The sequence below is a fragment of the Nonomuraea sp. NPDC049028 genome (assembly GCF_043197735.1).
Lineage (GTDB): Bacteria > Actinomycetota > Actinomycetes > Streptosporangiales > Streptosporangiaceae > Nonomuraea.
The window spans coordinates 245741-263725 of the sequence record NZ_JBICTR010000003.1 but is presented as its reverse complement, the minus strand read 5'-3'; the positions used below and the strand labels follow the sequence as shown (position 1 = coordinate 263725).

Annotated in this window: 14 protein-coding genes; 11 read left to right on the top strand and 3 right to left on the bottom strand. The window is 67.9% G+C overall.

Going from position 1 to position 17985, the window contains the following annotated elements; translation table 11 throughout:
* Positions 1-98 precede the first annotated feature (98 nt).
* Complete coding sequence (locus tag ACGFJ2_RS12100) at positions 99-1706, bottom strand: hypothetical protein (protein WP_393467382.1); 1608 nt, start codon at positions 1704-1706, stop codon at positions 99-101.
* A 320-nt stretch (positions 1707-2026) separates the two neighbouring features.
* On the opposite strand from ACGFJ2_RS12100, the gene ACGFJ2_RS12095 reads away from it, so the two are divergent.
* Both ACGFJ2_RS12095 and ACGFJ2_RS12090 read left to right on the top strand, forming a co-directional pair.
* A complete protein-coding gene (locus ACGFJ2_RS12095) occupies positions 2027-2941 on the top strand; it encodes a bile acid:sodium symporter family protein (protein WP_393468509.1) in 915 nt (304 codons plus the stop codon).
* Between the two features lie 68 nt (positions 2942-3009).
* The gene (locus tag ACGFJ2_RS12090) at positions 3010-6246 is read left to right on the top strand and encodes an ATP-binding protein (RefSeq protein WP_393467379.1); all 3237 of its coding nucleotides are present in this window, start codon (positions 3010-3012) and stop codon (positions 6244-6246) included.
* Here the strand turns inward: ACGFJ2_RS12090 and ACGFJ2_RS12085 are convergent.
* On the bottom strand, positions 6186-6428 hold the full coding sequence (locus ACGFJ2_RS12085; protein WP_357953836.1) for a 2TM domain-containing protein: 243 nt from the start codon (positions 6426-6428) through the stop codon (positions 6186-6188). The genes ACGFJ2_RS12090 and ACGFJ2_RS12085 overlap by 61 nt on opposite strands.
* Positions 6429-6575: 147 nt before the next feature.
* Here ACGFJ2_RS12085 and ACGFJ2_RS12080 point away from each other — a divergent pair, with 147 nt between their 5' ends.
* From ACGFJ2_RS12080 to ACGFJ2_RS12070, 3 genes are all read left to right on the top strand, one after another.
* Complete coding sequence (locus ACGFJ2_RS12080; protein ID WP_393467376.1) at positions 6576-7373, top strand: alpha/beta fold hydrolase; 798 nt, start codon at positions 6576-6578, stop codon at positions 7371-7373.
* A 92-nt stretch (positions 7374-7465) separates the two neighbouring features.
* Positions 7466-9088 carry an FAD-dependent oxidoreductase gene (locus ACGFJ2_RS12075; RefSeq protein WP_393467373.1) on the top strand — a complete coding sequence of 541 codons (1623 nt, stop codon included), beginning with the start codon at positions 7466-7468 and terminating at the stop codon, positions 9086-9088.
* Positions 9089-9165: 77 nt separating this feature from the next.
* Positions 9166-9675, top strand: coding sequence for a monooxygenase family protein (locus ACGFJ2_RS12070; RefSeq protein WP_357953830.1), 510 nt, complete (start codon positions 9166-9168; stop codon positions 9673-9675).
* On the opposite strand, the gene ACGFJ2_RS12065 is transcribed toward ACGFJ2_RS12070, so the two are convergent.
* Positions 9672-10019: a hypothetical protein gene (locus ACGFJ2_RS12065; RefSeq protein WP_393467370.1), complete on the bottom strand. Its 348-nt coding sequence runs from the start codon at positions 10017-10019 to the stop codon at positions 9672-9674. The genes ACGFJ2_RS12070 and ACGFJ2_RS12065 overlap by 4 nt on opposite strands.
* 227 nt (positions 10020-10246) lie before the next feature.
* Here ACGFJ2_RS12065 and ACGFJ2_RS12060 point away from each other — a divergent pair, with 227 nt between their 5' ends.
* The 6 genes from ACGFJ2_RS12060 to ACGFJ2_RS12035 all read left to right on the top strand — a co-directional run bounded on the left by ACGFJ2_RS12060 (position 10247) and on the right by ACGFJ2_RS12035 (position 17916).
* The gene (locus tag ACGFJ2_RS12060) at positions 10247-11242 is read left to right on the top strand and encodes a LacI family DNA-binding transcriptional regulator (protein WP_357953826.1); all 996 of its coding nucleotides are present in this window, start codon (positions 10247-10249) and stop codon (positions 11240-11242) included.
* A gap of 521 nt (positions 11243-11763) precedes the next feature.
* Positions 11764-12930, top strand: a complete 1167-nt coding sequence (locus ACGFJ2_RS12055; RefSeq protein ID WP_393467367.1) for a hypothetical protein — start codon at positions 11764-11766, stop codon at positions 12928-12930.
* A gap of 23 nt (positions 12931-12953) precedes the next feature.
* Positions 12954-14204, top strand: coding sequence for an extracellular solute-binding protein (locus tag ACGFJ2_RS12050; protein ID WP_357953822.1), 1251 nt, complete (start codon positions 12954-12956; stop codon positions 14202-14204).
* A gap of 37 nt (positions 14205-14241) precedes the next feature.
* Positions 14242-15303, top strand: coding sequence for a carbohydrate ABC transporter permease (locus ACGFJ2_RS12045; RefSeq protein ID WP_393467363.1), 1062 nt, complete (start codon positions 14242-14244; stop codon positions 15301-15303).
* Between the two features lie 97 nt (positions 15304-15400).
* Positions 15401-16141, top strand: a complete 741-nt coding sequence (locus ACGFJ2_RS12040; protein ID WP_357953817.1) for a carbohydrate ABC transporter permease — start codon at positions 15401-15403, stop codon at positions 16139-16141.
* Positions 16138-17916: an alpha-galactosidase gene (locus tag ACGFJ2_RS12035; RefSeq protein ID WP_393467360.1), complete on the top strand. Its 1779-nt coding sequence runs from the start codon at positions 16138-16140 to the stop codon at positions 17914-17916. The genes ACGFJ2_RS12040 and ACGFJ2_RS12035 overlap by 4 nt, the downstream gene beginning before the upstream one ends.
* The last annotated feature ends 69 nt before the right edge of the window (positions 17917-17985 follow it).

Genomic DNA, 17985 nt, shown 5'->3' with positions numbered 1-17985 from the left:
TATGGCGTGCTCCCGTTACAGGCCGATCCCAGCGGCCCAACCAGGATCGGTGCTCGCCCACATGGCCGAAGAGAAGGTGGCGCTCACTCTCGACCCGGCTAGACGTTCCCGGCCCGCACCGTGACGAATAGGGCGTCATCTGCGCCGGTAGCGACATCGTCGCCCATGAACATCACGGTGTAGATGTACTCGCCTTCCTGATCGGGCAGATCGCTGATCTTGAAGCCACCGGCTGCGGAGACCTGCACCGTGCCGAGGTCCGTACTGGTGCCGTCGGGGTTCGCGCGAATCACCAGCACCGACGGACGGGTGGGCGGCGCCTGGTCGCCGAACTTCAAGGTGCCCAAGAAGTCGAATCTCTCCCCGAGGTCCAGGACTGTGCGGCCGGACAGAGTGAGCGACGCCGGCTTACGGGCGACATCGACGGACACCGACGCCTTGCTGCCGCGCACAGTGGCGGAGCCGTGCCAGCTCACGTCGTAGCCGACCGTTCCGGCCACCGGTGGGGTGTCGGTGATGGAGAACGTGCCGTCCGCCTTCGTCTTTCTGTGGCGGAGCGTCGTGCTGGTCCCGTCCGGGAGACGGCGGGTCACCTCCAGCCTCCGCGGCCTCGGGGTCACGCCTTCGGGCAGGGTGAGCCGGCCGGTCAGCGTGACAGGCTCCAGCGCCGTCGCCTTTTGCGGGGCCGACAGGGTCACGGCCGACGGCAGCAGGGTGGCGTCCTCCAGCCGCCACAGACGCAGGTTGGTGGTGCCGGAGGTGTAAAGGACGCTGAAGACGTCGTTGCCGGCGATGGTCATGGTGAGGATTCTGGGGGTCGGCCATCCGCTGGGGATCTTCTGCGAGTACGTAAGCGCGCCCGTGGCCACGTCATACAGTTCGACGCCTCGATCGCCCCACGACCAGCCGCTTGCGAGGTGGCCGCCATCCGGGCTGACGGCGGTGCCGGCCACCGAGCCCCGGACCGCCGGGTTCTTGCCGTAGTCCCGTAGCTTCGTCAGGCTCGCGAGGTCCCAGGACTCCAGCCCGCGCGGGAACGCAAGGACGGCGGTGGAGCCGTCCGGGGTGATGTCGAGGCGCGGCTGGGTGCTCGTGGCCGGGTCGTCCCCGTCGATCTCGCCGCGCAGAATGGCGGAACCGGTGCTCACGTCGTACACCCGGACATCGGCGGAGGATGTGTTAGGAGCGGTGGACAGCAGGGTGTTCCCTGCGACGGCGATCGTGGGCGTATAGGACTGCCCCGTCAGGACCGTGACCGGTTGCGGGGCCGGGGACGACACGTCGAGACGGGTGACGACACCGCCGGTGTACAGGTCACACCCGTGGGCCGTCCACAACGTCTGCCCGGACAGTGCCAGGTCGCTCAGGCACGAGTACGCCGTGAAGTCGAACCGCCGGGTGACCGCCAGGGCGGTGGCGTCGATCTCCACGACTTCGCTCGAGCCGGGCAGCGTCGCGTATGCGCGGCTGCCGTCCGGTGCCGCAACGACATCGTCCACACCGGCGAGGCCGGTGACCGCGCCGATCAGCACGCCTTCGGTGTCGGTGACCACGACGCGGTCACCGGCGGTCACGAAGACCTTGCCTCCTCCCGCGGCCACCTCACTGTGGTCGGCGCCACTGGTGCTGACGCCGAGGTCGGTCATCGAGTCGGCAGCCGAGACCGTGGGCGCCGCGGCGACGATGAGCCCGGCCGTCATGGTCATGGAGCCCACGAGGGCGATTAATCGGCGGGCCGACCGGCTGACGTCCGGCCGTTTCGAGGGTGAGAAGCGCACGTGTACTCCGCTCTGAGCAGGAACAACACATAAGGGAACGCCATGATCAAGCCAGAGATCCGGCATCCGGTCAAGATCGTTGACGGTCACCACGTGATCACGTGACGCAACCTCGCTGCCCACCCTGCTTTCGAGCGGGACCGGGTCGTTGGCAGCACACCGGGCGGTCGACCCGCACTTTCTGGATTAGTCAGCCTGGAACAACGACAGATTTTGCTCCCTACCAGGGCTTGTCGGTATGCCCGAGAATGTCCGCCATGGGTTCCCCATTGATCTTGGCCAGTCTGCCTTTCGCCATCGGCATCGTCATGCTCGGCCTGGGTCTCAGCCTGACTCTGGACGACTTCCGGCGGGTCGGCCAGTATCCGAAGGCGGCCGCGGTCGCGTTGCTGTGCCAAATCGTGCTGCTGCCGGCGATCTGCTTCGGCCTGGTGCTCGCCTCCGGGCTTCCGCCGGAACTGGCGGTCGGGATGCTGCTGGTCGCGGCGTCGCCCGGTGGCCCCACGGCCAATCTGTTCAGCCACCTGTTCGGCGGGAACGTCGCGCTGAATGTCACGCTCACCGCGATCAACTCGGTGCTGGCCGTGATCGCCCTGCCGATCGTGGTGAACCTCTCGGCCGGGTATTTCTTGACCGACTCCGGCGGGGCCGCCCTCGGGCTGCAGTTCGACAAGATGTCGCAGGTCTTCTTGATGGTGCTCGTACCGGTCGCGATCGGGATGCTCCTACGCGCGTGGGCGCCTGAGGTGGCGCGGCGGCTCAACCTCCCCGTTCGGGTGCTGTCGGTCGTGGTGCTGGTCGGGGTCATCTACGCCGTGTTGTACGCGGAGCGGGCGAACCTCGTCGACTATTTCGTCTCGGTCGGGTTGGCCGCGTTGGTTTTCAACATCGTGAGCCTGCTGATCGGCTACAGCGTGCCGCGCCTGGCGGGTGTCGATCACCGTGCGGCGACCGCGACCGGGTTTGAGATCGGCATCCACAACACCGGGCTCGCCATCACGGTCGCGCTGAGCCCGACGCTGCTGAACAGCGCCGAGATCGCCATTCCGGGCGCGGTGTACGGCATTGTCATGTTCTTCACGGCGACCGGGTTCGGCTGGTTGATCAGCCGGCGAGCTCGAAGGTCGGTCGCCCCTTCTGCGGCCGATCCCGGGCCCATATAATCGGTGCACGCTGCGGTGCGAAACGGGTCGTAAGCTGACAAATTTGTCATGTCCATCCGGGAGTCGACGTGACCGGGCCAGCCCATCCCGTTCGGCACGACGGTGAAGGTCCGCCGACCGGTGCTGGTTCGCTGCGACTGCAGATCCTCGGTTCGCTGCGGCTGTGGCGCGATGGCGCCGAACTGGACACCGGCCCCCGACAGCAGGCGCAGCTGCTGGCTCTGCTCCTGGCGCGCGTGGGCCATCCGGTCAGTACGAGAGAATTGATCGACCTGATGTGGGCCGATGACGCCCCCGCCAGCGCGCTCAATCTCATCCAGAAGTACATCGGGGCGTTGCGGCGGGTGCTCGAGCCCGCTGTCCCTGCCCGGGCAGCCGGTACGTACCTGCACCGCCGCGGCAACGCGTACGTGTTCAGCGCCGGCTCCGGCACGCTGGATCTCGTCACGTTCCGGGAACTCCTCAACGGCGCCCAGGCCGCCCACGCCCAGCAAGCTCGCGAAGTGGCGCTCGACGACTACGTCAAGGCGCTCGGCCTCTGGCGTGGCCCCGCGGGGGATGGATTGTCCTATGGATTGACCGCGATGCCGATCTTCGCCGCCCTCGACGACGAGTTCTACGCCGCCTGCGTGGCAGCGGCCGAACTGGCGGTGTCGTTATGCCGACCGGAGCGGGTGATCCCGCCGTTGCAGCTGGCCGCGTCGATGGCACCGTTTCACGAACCCGTACATGCCGGCCTCGTCACCACCCTCGGCGCCGCTGGGCGGCAGGCGGAGGCGCTGTCAGCGTTCCACGCGGTCCGTGACCGCCTCGCCGAGGAACTCGGCATCGACCCCGGTTCGGCGTTGCAGGCCGCGCACCTGCGCGTGCTGACGCAGAGTCCGACATCGCCGGTGGTGACGAGCACGGAGAGCGAGGGCGACCGCGCACCGGCGAGGCAGACGGGCGGCCTGGTCGGCCGGGACGAGGAACTCGGCGTGCTGCGGCATGCCATCGAGGCGGCGCTCACCGGCCGCACCGGGCTTGTCATCGTCGAGGGCGAACCGGGCTCGGGTAAGACGCGCGTGCTGGAAGAGGCCGCTGCCGGCGCGGACCGGCGTGGCGCGCTCGTCGTCAGGGCTTCCTGTTTGGAAGGCGACGGAACACCGTCGATGTGGCCATGGGAGCAGGCGCTCGCCGTCGTCCTCGACAGCCTGCCCGTGTTGGCGCGCGAGAAGTGGCTGGCCAGTGAACTCGGGCGCCTCCTCGAATCTCGAGACGATGACGCCGCGCCGCCGGTTTCGGGCGGCCGCGCCCAGTTCCGCCTGTACGAGCAGGTCGTCACCTTCATCGGCCAGGCCTCGGCAGAACGGCCGATGCTGCTCGTGATGGATGATCTTCAATGGATCGATGCCACTTCGCTCCAGTTGTTCAGCCATCTGGCGGCCCGGCTACCCACCGGCACCGCGATCATCTGCGCCCTTCGCGACCGCGCACCCACACCCGGCCCCGACCTTTCGCGGGCACTGGCCGCCGCCAGCCGGTTGCCCAGCCACCGCAGGATCCAACTCGGCCCGCTCAGCCTGACCGACGTGGCCGAACTCATCCGCCGCGAGACCGGCCACGAACCCGGCGCGGACATCGCCCGCAACATCCACGTTCGCACCGCCGGCAATCCTTTCTTCGTCCGCGAACTCTCGCGGCTCCTCAGCGATAGCGGCGCGCTCAGCGATCGTGGCGCGCTCAGCGACGACGACGCATCGGCCCGGGCCGGGGTGCCGTCCACCGTACGAGACGTCGTCCGCGATCGGATGGCGAGCCTCGACGACGGCGCCCGCCACCTGCTGCGCGTCGCCGCGCTGATCGGCCGCGAGGTCGACCTCGGTCTCCTCGCCCGCGCCGCCGGAGTCGACGTCGCCGACTGCCTCGAACGCCTCGAACCGCTGCGCGCGCTCGGCCTGCTCGAAACGGGGCCGGAGAACCCGTTCTCGTGGCGCTTCGCGCACGACCTGGTTCGCGAATCGATCACGGAGACAACGGAACAACTGCGGGCCGTCCGGCTGCACCTGCGTGTCGCGGACGCGCTCGAAGAAAGCCAGGCGGAGGACGAGTCCATCACCGAACGCCTCGCCTTCCACCTGTCGGCCGCCGGCCCCCTCGCCGACCCGGTTCGTACCGTGGAAGCGCTGAAACGCGCCGGTCGTCGCGCGGCGACCAAGCTCGCGTTCGCCGCCGCCGATCGGCACCTGGAATCGGCCGCCCAGATCGCGCGGACCGCCAAGCTTCCCGAACTCGAGCTCTCCGCCCTCTCGCTGCTCGCGATCGCCCCGCGCCGGCAAGCCGGGTTCGGCGGCACGACGTTCGATCTGCTGGAGCGTGCGGAGCACCTGGCCCGCCAACTCGGCCGGGATGTGGACGCCGCCGGCCTCCTCTTCGCTCGCCTGTTCGGGGCCTACACCTTCCTGGAGTGGGACCGCGTTCGGCTGGTCCGCCGGCTGTACGAGCAAGGGGAGGCGTCCGCCGATCCGGTCATCCGTGTGTACGGCCGGCAAGCCTGGGGCCTGCACCAGTGGGACATCGGCGACATCGGCGCGGCATACCGATGCCTAAGCGAGAACAACCCCGCCCTGCTCGACGGGGTCGTCTCCGCGCACAGCGATACCCCGATCCGGCGTGACGTCTCGGGTGAGTGGCCCGGCTGGCACGCCGTCGTGACGGCATTACATGGTGACGTCGGGACGGCGGAGACCATCATCGACAAGTGGAACGGCCCCGACGACTCGTACGCGGTCGCGACCTGGGCCTACTACACCACGATCATCGCTTCGATGGCCGGTGACGCGGGCTGGGTGATGCGCACGATCGAGCGGTGGATGGCCGTGGGCACCGGCCGCGCGGCCATCCAGCAGGAGCACTACATACGGCTGAACTGGTACTGGGCCCGTGCCCTCGTCGGCGATGACCCGGCCGTCATCGCGGCGGAGGCCGACCAGCTCCTGGCCGGGACGATGGTCGACCCGCCGCGGTGGGGCGTCGCCTACCATCACGCGCTGATCGCCGAGATGTGGCTGGCCGCGGGGATGCCGGACGAGGCGGGCATCGCCCTCGATCGAGCGGACCAGGCCCTCGACGCCTACGGTCAACGCTACGCCGAAGGACTTGTCCTGCTGCTGCGGGCGCGCCTGCTCCACGCCCGCGGCGAGCCCGCGGACGTCGTACGAGCCGCTGCGGAAAAGGCCCGCGACCGGTCCCATGAACGCGGGTCTCACCTGTTCGCCCGCCGTGCCGAGAAGTTCCTCGCGGTATTCGGCCGGGGCGGCGAGTAGACGCTCCAGGTGTGAAAGCCCAGCCCGATGCCCCAAACGACTATCGACCACACCGGCCAGAAGTGGCTTCTCGAGTCGTAGCGAAACCACACCACGACCTGGGTCAGATTGGACAGGACATAAAGAGCCAGGTGAATCCGTAGACCCCACTTCCTGGCCGTCTCGCTCTTCTGTGTGTTCATGCCCGCAGGCTAGATCGACGTACTTGTCAAAGACTGAGGCGTACTTCCCGAAGACTGACCTACCGGGTTCAGCGATCGTCAACTATTCGAGATCTACTCTGACCTGCAATCGAGGTGCCAATCGCAAACCTTTGAAAGGACCACGCTATGACGACGACCCGCCGAGCGGTGCTGGCCGGATCCGCCGCGGTCGCGACCGGTGCCCTGCTGGGGACATCCGAGGCGCAGGCGCAGCCCCGGCCGGGAGCCAAGCCCAAACCCACCGTGGTGCTCGTGCACGGCGCGTTCGCCGATTCCTCCGGCTGGAACGACGTCAGCGCCAGGCTCATCCGCGAGAACTATCCGGTGATCGCCCCGGCGAACCCGCTGCGTAGCGTGGCCGCCGACTCCGCCTACTTGGCCTCCCTTCTCGCCACGCTCAGCGGCCCGATCGTCCTGGCCGCGCACTCTTATGGCGGAATCGTCATCACGAACGCCGCGACTGCTAACCCGAACGTGAAAGCGCTGGTCTACGTGGCCGCGTTCGCCCCTGACCAGGGTGAATCGCTGCTGGATCTGCAGAACAAGTATCCGGGAAGCAAGCTCAATGAGGCGGCGCTGGACTTCCGTCCTTATGGTGATGGGCTCGTCGAGGGATACATCAAGAAAGAGGTATTCCACGACGTCTTCGCCGGGGACGTGCCGAGGGCGACCACCAACCTGATGCAGGCCGGCCAGCGGCCCGCTGACACGCGCACGCTCGGAGAGCCGTCCGGCGCCCCGGCGTGGAAGACCATTCCCTCCTATTACCTGATCGCCAGGAACGATCAAGTGCTCCCCGTCGCGGCCCAGCGGTTCATGGCGCGGCGGGCCGGGGCACGGGCCCACGAGGTCGGCGCCTCGCACGTCGCGATGATCTCGCAGCCCTCCATGGCCGCCGACCTCATCAAGAGCGCCGCGCGCTGACGTCTCAAGGGGACGGCGACGTTCGAGCCGGCGGCCGGTCCCAGTGATTTGGCGTGTCCTACTGTTCCGGCCCGGTACGACGGAGGAACTACATGAACGACGGTACGGCGCGGCGCGGGCCGGTCCTGAACGACGAGCAGTTCCGCCGGCTCGCCGCGTACGGGGAGGTGGAACACGCCGAGGCCGGTCGGGATCTGTACGTGTCCGGCGACGACTCCTACGACTTCTTCCTGCTCCTGACGGCGACCGTGGACATCGTCCGGGACGCGACGGCGATCGAGCCGGAACGTCTGATCTTCCACGGTGGCCCCGGCGACTTTCTCGGCGAGCTCAACCTGCTGACCGGTCAGCACGTCTACCTGACCGCTCGGGTGGTGTCCGCCGGGACAGTCGTGCGGATCGGGGCGGCGAAGCTGCGCCGGGCCCTCGCCGAACAGGATGACATCGCCGACCTCGTGCTGGCGGCGTTCCGGGAACGGCGCGAGGTCATCCGCTCGGCCGCCGGCGACGTCCTGGAGATCGTCGGTCAGCCGGAAACCGCGGCGACTTTGGAACTGCGCACCTACGCGACGCAGCTGCTCCTGCCCCACACCTGGCGCAGCGCGACCTCGCACCCAGGACGTTCGCTGATGACAGCGGCCGGGCTCACGGCAGACGACCTTCCGGCGGCGATCGTCGGTGGTTCGGTGCTGCGGCGCGCGACGTCAAGAACGCTCGCGGAGCTGCTCGGCCTCATCTACCGGGCCGACGAATATCCGGTCGATCTCGTCGTGGTGGGCGCCGGCCCGGCGGGGCTGGCCGCCGCCGTGTACGGGGCGTCCGAAGGCCTCGTCACCGTGCTGCTGGATCGAAGCGGGCTCGGCGGCCAGGCCGCCAAGAGCGCCCGGATCGAGAACTACCTGGGCTTTCCTCACGGTGTCAGCGGTGCGAACCTGACCCGCCTGGCGATGATTCAGGCACTCAAGTTTGGTGTACGGATCCACTCGCCGTGCGCGGTGACCGGTCTCGATCTCTCCGACGATCGACGGCCGACCGTCCTGCTGGAGGACGGCGTACGCATTCCGTGCCGCGCGGTGATCGCGGCGACCGGAGCCCATTACCGTCGTCTCGACATTCCCCAGTGGGCGAGGTTCGAGAAGTCCGGCTGCATCCGGTATGCGGCGACCGAGCTGGACGTCCGCGAGTACGAGCATCACCCGGTGGCGGTCGTCGGAGGCGCCAACTCGGCCGGGCAGGCAGCCCTGTCCCTCGCCGCCCACGGCGCGACGGTGGATTTGATCGTGCGTGGCGCCGATCTCGAGGCTGGGATGTCTGCCTACCTGACCGACCGAGTCCGTGCCCATTCGCGGATCCGCACCCACGCTGATAGCACGGTCCGCGAACTGGCCGGAGATGGCACCCTCACGTCGATTGTCGTCGAGAGGCCGGGCGAGCGGCCGGAACGGCTGGCTTGTCACGCGTTGTTCTGCTTCATCGGAGCCGACCCCGTGTCGGGCTGGCTGTCCGGCGTCGCCAAGGCCGACGACGGCTTCGTCCTCACGGACAGTCGGCTTCCCACCGGCTCGTCCGGCCCGCGGCTTCCGTTCCAGACGAGCGCTCCCCGGGTCTTCGCGGTCGGCGACCTCCGCTCGGGCTCGACGAAACGAGTGGCCACGGCCGTCGGCGACGGCGCGAGCGCGGTCTCCTCCGTACACGTGGCGCTCACCGGCGACTGACATGTCCATCGCCCGTCCTGACCTCCATTGAACCGACGACCAGCCCATGCGCAACCTGCGCCCTTAAGGAGCATCAAATGCCAACCCGCGTGAACCGGCAGACCGTCGATCTGTCCGCCTATCCAGACCTCATCGTCCTTTACCTCGGTATGCGAGTGAATCGCCTGTACGGGATCCGGACCTTCTTCAGCTTCGGCAGGAAGATCAGCGGGTCGGTCGCGGGCAAGCCGGACGGGCTGCTGCTGCACGAGCCCGTGTACTACTCGTTCTTCCCGATGAACATGGGGATGCGCCAGTACTGGCGGGACCTGCCGTCGCTGCTCGCCTTCGCCCGGTCCGAGCCGCATCGGGAGTGGTGGCTGGACTTCCTGCGGGACTCGGGCGGCACCGGTTTCTGGCACGAGACGTACTCGGTCAGGGGTGGCATGGAGGCCGTCTACGACGACGTTCCCAAGCCGCTCGGGTTTGGCCGGTTCGCCGGAATCAGGCGCGCTCGCGGACCCATGTTCGGTTCCGCGGCCCGGTTGGGACGCTCCGACGACGGCGGCAACCCGGTCCTGAGCGAGACGGAGCTCTACGAGTCCTAGCCGGCGAACTGTGTCCGGGCCACCAGCGCCAGGGGCGCCACCAGCGCACACGTGACGGTTGCCGAGACGATCCAGCGCGACCACACGGCGCGCGGGTGGCGGCAAAGCAGCATGACCGCGTGGGCGGGCAAGACGAACGGAAACCGCATCGCGGTCTCGCCCGTGCCCGCGAGTGCGGAGACCATGTGGAGCATCACGTAATAGAGGCCATGCGCCAGGTCCATGTGGCGTAGAACTGTGGGCAAGTCTGTCAGGGGACGGCTGGCGATCGACACCGCTACGGCCTCATCGGCCCAGTAAGAGGGACCATTGATCCGCCACAGGCCGAGAACCATGGCGATCACGGCCGGAACAGCGACGACCCACACGGAAGCGCCAGGCGCCCGCACTCTCGACATGTCCCCCGAAGCAGGCTGGCGCCCAGCCGGGCCGACGTCCGTCTGGTCGGCCACCACCCCGTCACGGCAGGTCCAGGACCGACACCATCGCCGCGGTGTTACTCAACTGCCCGCGCGGCAGGTCTGGCCGTATAGTGACATCACGCGTCGTCCGTATCGATCAAAAGGGAGCTATGGCCAAGGTCGGAATCAGTGACGTCGCCGCTCGTGCCGGGGTCAGCGAAGCGACCGTCAGCCGTGTGCTCAACCGTCGGGGCGTGGTCGCCGCCGGCACGCGCCGTGTCGTGGAGGACGCGATCCGCGAGCTGGGATACGACCGCGGCGGACAGAGTCAGCTCGTCATCGTCCTGACTCCGGGCCTCGCCCAGCCCTTCTTCGGACGGCTCTGCGAGCTGATCGAATCGGCGTTGGCGCCCCAGGGGTTCAAGGCCGTCGTGTGCTCCACGACGGTGGGCGGGTTGCAGGAGATCGACTTCATCACCTCCACCATGGATCTGGGCATCGCGGGCGCGGTCTTCGCCTCGGCGAGTAACACCCTGATCGGCGTGGACCCGGCGCCATACCGGCTGCTGCAGGAACGCCAGATCCCGTTCGTCTCGATGAACGGCGCGATCGAGGGCCTCCCGGCCCCCAGCTTCTCCACGAATGACAAAGTGGCGGCGGCGCTGGCCGTCGAGCACCTGTGGAACCTCGGCCACCGCGACATCGGCATGATCGTCGGCCCGGTGGGCAACCGGCCCAGCGAGCGGCGCCTCGACGGTTTCGTCGAGGCGATGAGCTCACGTGGCGTGGATGACCCGCGGCGACTCGTCGCGCGCCAGGTCTACAGCGTCGAGGGCGGAATGTCGGCCGCCGAGACCCTGCTCGACCAGGGTGCGACCGCGATCGTCGCCGCGAGCGACTACATGGCTTTGGGTGCGATTCGTACGGCGGGGCGCCGCGGTCTGTCCGTGCCAGGCGACGTGTCCGTCGTCGGCTACGACGACTCCCAGATCATGGGATTCGTCGATCCGCCCCTGACGACGGTCCGGCAGCCGATCGAGCGGATCGCGCAGGCGATCTCCGCCACCATGGTGCATCTGGTCAACAGGCGGCCGGTGCCGGCGGGGGAGCTGATGTTCGACCCCGAGCTGATCATTCGCGGCTCGACGGCCGCCCCACGCGCATAGATAGTCGCCGATCGATCGCGGCACAGCAGGCTGACCGCTGCCGCTCGCTGATGGCCTAATTCACCGTCGCCGCCCCATTCGTCCGATGTCGCCAGTGTGACGGCATCGGCGCTCGTACCTGCTCACGGGGTGTGTCCTCCGCTGATGGCTGCCCGGCCGATGGGGGCTGCCTGCCGCTACGGCGGGCTGTGTGACTCCTGCCGACCCCACGATGGGCTGTCGCCCGGGGCGCGGGCTCCTTGAGCGTGTGGCCGTCCTGTAACGCACTGCGTTGCCCTACTGTTGACGTGTTTATGACGTGTATGTAACACTCCCTTTTCATGACGAAGCAGTCACCACCTGCGGCGCATGCCACACGGTCTGGCCAAAATCACCCACCATGGCACCTTCGGGTTGATTCGAGCATGCACGATCTTGTCGAATCTTTCATTTGGGCGTCACGTCGTTCGCGTGAGTGGGTTCAGACCGGACGGGACCCGAGATATCTCCCGAGTTACTGGGCCGGTTTGACGGACCGGCCGATGTTCTATTCGAGAGACCTCGCCCACCAAATGCTCGGCGCGCATCTGCTGGGACTGGACGTGGAGAACCTTTCGATGCTCCGGCATTTCGCCGGATCGTCGAACGGCGCCCGCGGCTGGTATCCGTTGTGGGCCTTCGAGTTCGACGGCACGCCGGCCGCCATCGACTACCACTCGGATGACGACTTCGTACGAGAGATCCCGGCGCCATTCGAACTCGTCGAGAAGGCGGTCGAGCAATATCGCTGGACGGCGGACGACCGATTCCTGCTCACTCCGGAGATCGCGGCGTTCGTACGCAGCACGATGACGTCGTTCGTCGACGCCCATGATCCCCTCGGGACGGGTGTCGCCGGCGAAGGCGGCAGCGGGGACATCTTCCGCGGAACGGCGACCTACAACGAGGGGGAGCGGCCACCGCACCTCCTGGTCGCCGCCGACGGGATCGCCAGCCAATGGGCGGCGCACCTGGCGCTCGGCTCCGTCACCTTCGACGAAGAGTTCGCCGCGTGGAATCGTGCGCGGGCCGAGCAGTTGGCCGAGCACTTCTCGACATCGTGGTGGTTGCCCGGCGACCAGCACTACACCGCGGGCTTCACCGCCGACGGACCGACCGGCGGGTTCCGGCTGGAGAGCACCTGGTTCCCCGCACTCAAGGGGATCATGCGCGACGACCAGCGCTCGAGCGCGCATCTCGACTTCCTGCGATCCGGCCTCGCGGCGACGCCGCCGACCAATATCGAGGCATTCACGTACCTTCCGGAGGCGTTCTTCCGGTACGGATGGGACGACGAGGCGTTGCGCTGGATGCGATACCTCGCGGACTCCAGGGCGGACTATCCCGAGGTCCCCTTCACGCACGTCGCCCATGTCGCGGTCGGCCTGACCGGGCTGGAGCCGGGCGCCCAGGAGGGCGTCGTCCACACCCGCTCGCATCTGCCGGCCGGGGAGTGGATCGAGGTCGGAGATGTTCCGGTCGGTGGTTCCGTCGTCGGGCTGCGGCACGAGGCCAGGGAAGCCACCGAGTTCGAGGTGACCGGCGGACCAGGCGTGACCTGGACCTCCACCTGGGACGACGGGCACGTCACCACGGTCGACGTGCCGAACGGTTCACGCGTACGCGCGGCTGCCGACGGCAGCGTCGTCGTGCTTCGCGGGCAGCGATAGATCACTGACAAAGGAGACCCCCCTTGCACCGAAAGGCACTCGCTGCCGTCACCGCCGCCTCGTTCCTCGCGCTCGCCGCTTGTAGCAGTGAGACCAGTGGTGGAGGAGGCTCGGCCGGGACCACCACGATCAGTTACGCCTTCTGGGGGACCACCGACGAGGCCGCCACCATGAAGGCGATGATCGCGGCGTTCGAGAAGGCCAACCCGACGATCAAGGTCGAGCCCAACTGGATCCAGAGCGACTACGAGCAGAAGCTCCAGACGTCGATCGCCGGGGGCGACGCCCCGACCGTGGCGGAGATCTCAGATACCTCGCTGCCGAGCTTCGCCAACGCCTTCAAGCAGGTCGAGGTCGACAAGAGCGTCTACTACTCCCCGGCCGTCCAGAGGGCGGGGACGTTCGGCGGGGCCGACTACGCGGTGCCCTTCGTCGCGAAGAGCAAGGTCTTGGCCCTCGGCAAAGACGCCTTCGACAAGGCCGGCGTCGCCGTCCCGTCCGGGACGACGCCGATGACGACCGCGGACTTCGTGTCCGCGGCCAAGAAGTTGACGTCGGGATCGGGCGCGAAGAAGGTCTATGGCTCCGCGCCCCTTTGGTACGACGGCTGGCTGATCGCGGAGGGCGGCTCGTACTACAGCGCGGACGGCAAGCAGTGCACCATGGGCAACGCCGACGGGATCCGCGCCGCCCAGACCGTGGTGAACGCCGTGAAGACCGACGGCTTCGCGCCCAACCAGGCCGACGCCCAGGGGCAGGACATGTTCCAGTGGCTCGCCGACGGCAAGGTCGCGATGCTGCCCGACTTCGGCCCGTGGAACATCGCCAAGATCGCCGCGTTGGACTCCTCGAAGTTCCTCATCGTGCCGTTGCCCGGCAAGGGCGAGCCCATGGAGGTCGACAGCCTGGGCATCGCGAAGGACGCGAGCGAGGCGGAGACCGCCGCGGCGAAGACCTTCACGAAGTTCATGAGCTCGAGCCCCGACGCGCAGAACCTCCTGGCGACGACGAAGTCCGCGCTCGGCATCCCCGTCATCGAGGGATCGCTCGACGCCTTCAAATCCATCGCCCCGAAGGTGAACCTGCAGGCCTTCATCGACGCCGTCAAGAACGCGGTCACCACGCCCGCCGTCAAGGACAAGGTGCGGATCGAGAGCGCCTTCTCAGGTGACCTGAACTCACGCACCGCGATCGGGTCCGGCACCGAGGATCCGGCCGTCGTACTGCCGCAGCTTCAGGCCGAATGCCAGAAGTTGCTGGACGCGGCGCAGTGACGGTCACCGAGCGGATCGCGTAGAGGGGGATCGCGGCATGTCAGGCATCGTGGATGGGCTGTCGGGATTCCTCGAACGGCTGCGCGTCGACGAGGGGCTCAGGCCCATCCTCTCCCTGGTCATCATCTTGGCCATCGTGTTCGGCCTCATCGGCGCCGGCCTGTGGGGCGCCCTCCGGGCGCGCTGGATCTCGCGGAACACCGCCGCGTTCTGGCTCTTCGTCTCCCCGTGGATCGTCGGCTTCGTGATCTTCACGGGTGGGCCGATGGTGTACTCCCTGGTCCTGTCCTTCATGGACTGGGACCTGATCGATCCGGCGAAGTTCACCGGGCTCGCCAACTACAAGGAAGCGCTCTCGGACCCCGCGCTCGGTCAGGCGATCAAGGTCACCCTGACGTACGCCGTCGTGAGCGTTCCCCTGCAGACGCTGCTCTCCCTGGGTGTCGCGCTCCTGATGAACGTCCGGGTCCGCGGGGTCAACGTGTTCCGGACCATCTGGTACCTGCCCTCGCTCGTGACGGGAGTGGCCCAGGCGGTGCTGTTCATCTGGGTCTTCCACCCCAGTTACGGCCTCGTCAACGGGGTGCTCCGCCTGTTCGGCGTCGACGGACCCAAGTGGCTCTTCGACGCCGACTGGGCCCTGCCCGCGGTGATTCTCATGAGCCTCTGGACGGTCGGCGGGAACATGATCATCTATCTCGCCGGCCTGCAAGATGTGCCGAAGAGCCTCTATGAGGCGGCCTCGATCGACGGCGCCGGGCGCCGGCACTCGTTGTGGCACATCACGCTTCCCCAGGTGAGCCCCGTCATCTTCTTCAACGTGGTCACGGGTCTCATCGGTGCGATGCAGACCTTCACCCAGGGCTACGTGGTCACGCACAACGGGGGCGGCCCGTCCGACTCGCTCCTTTTCTACGTCCTGTACCTGTACCAGAACGCGTTCTCCTTCTTCCAGATGGGATACGCCTCCGCCCTGGCCTGGATCCTGTTCGCCATGATCATGGTGCTCACGGCGCTGGTGTTCCGGGGGAGCGCTTTCTGGGTCTACTACGAATCGCAACGGCCGAGGGAGCGGAGGCGGCGTGTCCATGTCAGCTAGCGCGGAGGGGGCGCGACCTCGGCCGCTCGGGCCCAAGGTCTTCGCGGTCACCCTGCTCGTGGTCGGGTCCGTCGTCTTCGTCTACCCCTTCCTCTGGATGATCGCGACCGCGCTGCGGACGCAGGCGGGCGTGTCGCAGGGCGGGGTGTCGCTCTGGCCCATCCAGTGGCAGTGGTCCAACTTCTCCGACGGCCTCGGCTCGTTTCCCTTCTGGACCTACCTGCGCAACTCGGTGCTGAGCACGCTCGTCCCGGTCGTCGCGGTGGTCTTCTCGTCCTCGCTCATCGGGTTCGCGTTCGCGCGGATCCGGGTCCGGGGCTCCGGGGTGCTGTTCGCGATCGTGCTGTCGACGATGTTGCTTCCCGGAGAGGTGACGATCGTCCCGCAGTTCATTCTTTTCAAGAATCTCGACATGATCGATACGCTGTGGCCGATCATCGTCCCGACCTTTTTCGGCTCCTCGTTCTTCATCTTCCTCTACCGGCAGTTCTATCTGCGATTGCCGGACGCGCTGACGGATGCCGCCCTCATTGACGGCGCGGGCTGGTTCCGCATCTGGTTCTCGATTTACCTGCCGCTTTCCCGGCCCATCGTCATCGCGACCGCGGTGTTGCAGTTCATGTCCTACTGGAACAACTTCTTCCAGGCCGCGATCTATCTTTCGACGGAGCGGTGGAAGACGCTGCCGCTCGCCCTGGCGGGTTTCCAGTCCGTACACGGCACGAACACTCCACTGCTGATGGCCACCACCCTGGTGGTCACCTTTCCCTGCGTTCTTCTTTTCTTCTTCGCGCAGCGTCACATCATCGGCGGAATATCATTCACGGGGATCAAATGACGGAAATCGAAACGCCTGCCACGGGTGCCTCCTGGCTACCGGGGTGGACCCACTCGGAGCCTGAGGCGCCTGTCCCGCTGGGCGCCGATCACTCCGGCGCGGGGCTCCTGCTGCGGGCGACGCGGCCGGGTGACGTGCGCGAACTGCGGGGCGGAGTCTTCGAGGTCGTGTTCCGCACGCTGGGCGAGCCGCTCAGTCTTACCGTGACGATCCCCGCGACCGACGCGGGCGCGTGGTGGCGTCCGGGCAGCACCGAGCCGCACGCGACGATCCCGCCGTCGTGGGGGGCGCCGATCGACGCGACCGCCCTGCGGGGCCTTCCGCTCGGGGCTCTGCTCGGCTCGCGCGACGTCACCCGTCTGGTCTACGCGGTCGACACCGGGCATAGCGAGACACAGGTGCTGGCCGGCCTGGTGGAGGAGACCGCCGACTTCGTGATCAAGATCGCTGTCGGCGGCTCTGGTACGCCGGGCGACGTGCGGCTTCTCCTGGACGTGTCCGGCGGCACCTTCGCGCGAGCCGTTCCCGATGCGGGGCGCTGGCTCCAGGGGGAGGAGGGCCATCGCGTGGCGCCGGGGGCCGAGGACCCGGTCCTGTGCACCTGGTATTTCGCGCACCAGCACGTCACGGCCGGCACCGTACTCGCGCAGGCCGATCGCGCGGCCGCGATGGGGTTCGGCACCGTGATCGTCGATGACGGCTGGCAGACGAACTCGCACGGACGCGGATACGGATCGTGCGGCGACTGGGAGGTCGCGGAGGACAAGTTCCCCGATGCGGCCGGCCTGGTCGAAGCGTTGCGCGCTCGAGGGCTGCGTACCGTGTGGTGGATCGGCACACCGTTCCTGGGCTATCGGGCGAAGGCCCGCGACCTGGGGCTTTCGACGCTGCGCGACAAACCCGAACTGGAGGCGGAGGTCCTCGACCCGCGAGACCCCCTCACCCGCGCCTACCTGGTCGGGCGGATGGAAGAGATCATCGCGCGGACGGGGGCCGACGGCCTGAAGCTCGACTTCCTGGAGGAGTTCCAGGACCAGGGGGCGCCGGGGTCCGTGGCCGCGGCCGTCGACACCGTGTCCGAGATCGTCGACAGGCTACGAGGGCTCGGAGCCGAGCCGTTGATCGAGTTCCGGGAGCCGTACATTCATCCGGAGCCAGCCCGGTACGCCTCGATGATCCGCGTCGGCGACTGCCCGCTGAACGCCGTCCAGAACCGCGTCGGCATCCTCGACCTGCGCCTGAGCCGGCCCGGCACGCCGATCCACAGCGACCCGATCATGTGGGCCGAGGGCGACAGCCCGGAGCGGGTCGCCCATCATCTGATCAACTCACTGCTGGGCGTACCGCAGGTCTCCGTGGACCTGACGCGGCTTCCCGATGGCCAGTCCGAGGCGCTCACGTTCTGGCTCAGTGTCTGGCGGGAGCACCGCGACCTGCTGCTGCACGGCCGGCTGGTGCCCGAGCGCCCCGAACTGATGTACCCGGTGGCCCGCGTTCACGACGGCGGGCGGCACTTCGTCGCGAGGTACGCGCCGCACGCCATCCAGATTCCGGCCGGCGACTGGACGGAACTGCTGGTCGCGAACGCCGACGACAGCTCCCCGATCCTGCTGAACGAGGGGGACGAGGTCAGCGCCGGCCTGGAGATCTGGGACGCCAGGGGGCGGCGGGTCGTCGACGGGGACATCGTTCTGGCCGCCGGACCCCACGCGCTGGCCATTCCCTCCGGCGGGCTCGCCCGGTTGCGCCGGGCCCGTTCGATGCCCTCGACATGACGGAGGCGACCTGCGGGCCGGGAGTCAGGCCGCACGCACGGCTGGTGCTCGATTTCGTCGGCGAGGGGG